Origin of the sequence: Brachybacterium sp. Marseille-Q7125 (assembly GCF_023062615.1) — a bacterium.
Taxonomy (GTDB): domain Bacteria; phylum Actinomycetota; class Actinomycetes; order Actinomycetales; family Dermabacteraceae; genus Brachybacterium.
Window position 1 is genome coordinate 1 of the sequence record NZ_JALLAL010000120.1, and the last position, 1,381, is coordinate 1,381.

At 69.7% G+C, this 1,381-nt stretch carries 1 protein-coding gene and 1 pseudogene; both read left to right on the forward strand.

All coding sequences use genetic code 11. The features are described 5' to 3' along the window. Positions 1-250 precede the first annotated feature (250 nt). A pseudogene (rraA, locus tag MU407_RS13960) lies at positions 251-734 on the forward strand (ribonuclease E activity regulator RraA). Positions 735-822: 88 nt separating this feature from the next. Next, positions 823-1,245 (forward strand): VOC family protein, encoded by a 423-nt coding sequence (locus MU407_RS13965; RefSeq protein WP_246958396.1) that lies wholly within the window; start codon positions 823-825, stop codon positions 1,243-1,245. Positions 1,246-1,381 lie beyond the last annotated feature (136 nt).

The following is a 1,381-nucleotide window of genomic DNA, read 5'->3' on the forward strand; positions in this document are numbered from 1 at the left end:
AGGCCGTCTTCACCTTCCTGAGAAACACCACCCGATTAGTGTGCCACCCCGGACCACCCACACACCCCTCACCAGCACAAACACGCCTCCCAACCCCGAAATCCGCCACCACCTGTGCAAGTCAGGCGGCGTACGTCTGCGCGCATGTCTTGTTGCGCGCGGAACTGAGCCGGGCGGATCCGCTGGCCGAGCCGGCCCAGTGGGAGTTGGACCCGCGCCGGCCCGGCCGCGTGCCCGGGCACCGCTGGCGGTGGACGGTGAAGGAGCCCAGCATGCCCGCACCGCAGACCTCTACGACGAGCTCGGCGAGGAGCTGCAGTCCCTCGCACCCCCTCCTCGACCTCGGCGGCGAGCTCGCCTTCGACGGTCCCGTCCGCACCGTGAAGTGCTACGAGGACAATTCGCTGCTGAAGTCTGTGCTGTCCACGCCCGGGGAGGTCGCGGTCCTGGTCATCGACGGGGCGGGCTCCCTGCGCCGCGCCGTCATGGGCGACATGATCGCCGCCCTCGCCGTGGAGAACGGCTGGTCCGGCGTGGTGATCAACAGCGCCGTGCGCGATGTCGCGGTGCTGCGCACCCTTCCGCTCGGGATCAAGGCCCTCGGCTCCAACCCCCGCAAGTCCACGAGGACCGGCCAGGGGTCGGTCGACGTGCCCGTGGAGTTCGGCGGGGTAACCTTCCGGCCGGGTACCCGGCTCGTCGCCGACGAGGACGGGGTGCTCGTCGAGCGCTGAGCCCCCTGGCGGCTGTCGGACCCCGGACCTACGCTCTCCCCGAGCGCCCGGCAACTAGCCGGTGCCGACGCCGAGGAGGACGTCCGCCATGCCTGCTGCACTGCACCCCTACCTCAACTTCGACGGCAACGCCCGCGAGGCGTTCGAGTTCTACGGCGAGGCCCTCGGGGCCACGCCGCAGTTCGCCACCTTCGGGGAGTTCCAGGCGGTCCCCGAGGGCGACCCCGCAGCCCACAAGATCATGCACGGCTCCCTCGAGGTCACCGACCTGATCCGCCTGTACGCCTCGGACGTGATCGAGGGGATGGGCGAGTACACACGCGGCACCAACGTCATCCTCTTCCTGATGGGCGATGACGAGGCGGTGCTGCGCAGCGCCTACGAGAAGCTGTCCGTGGGCGAAGAGATCACGATGCCGCTCGAGAAGCAGATGTGGGGCGATGTCTACGGCGCCTTCACCGACCGCTTCGGCATCGTGTGGCAGGTCAACATCTCCGGCAGCGAGGGCTGAGTGGTCTCCGGCGACCTCCGCGCCCTGCTCGAGGCCGAACGCACCCGCACTCACGAGCGGATCGAGGCGCTCCGCCGCGACCACGCCGCGATCCTCGACGGGATGGCGCTGACCTCGACCGACGACGAGCACGACC

What these genes read in the sequence shown, in the direction of transcription:
- MU407_RS13965 (WP_246958396.1), top strand. Translation starts at nt 823, where the DNA reads ATGCCTGCTGCACTGCACCCCTACCTCAACTTCGACGGCAACGCCCGC.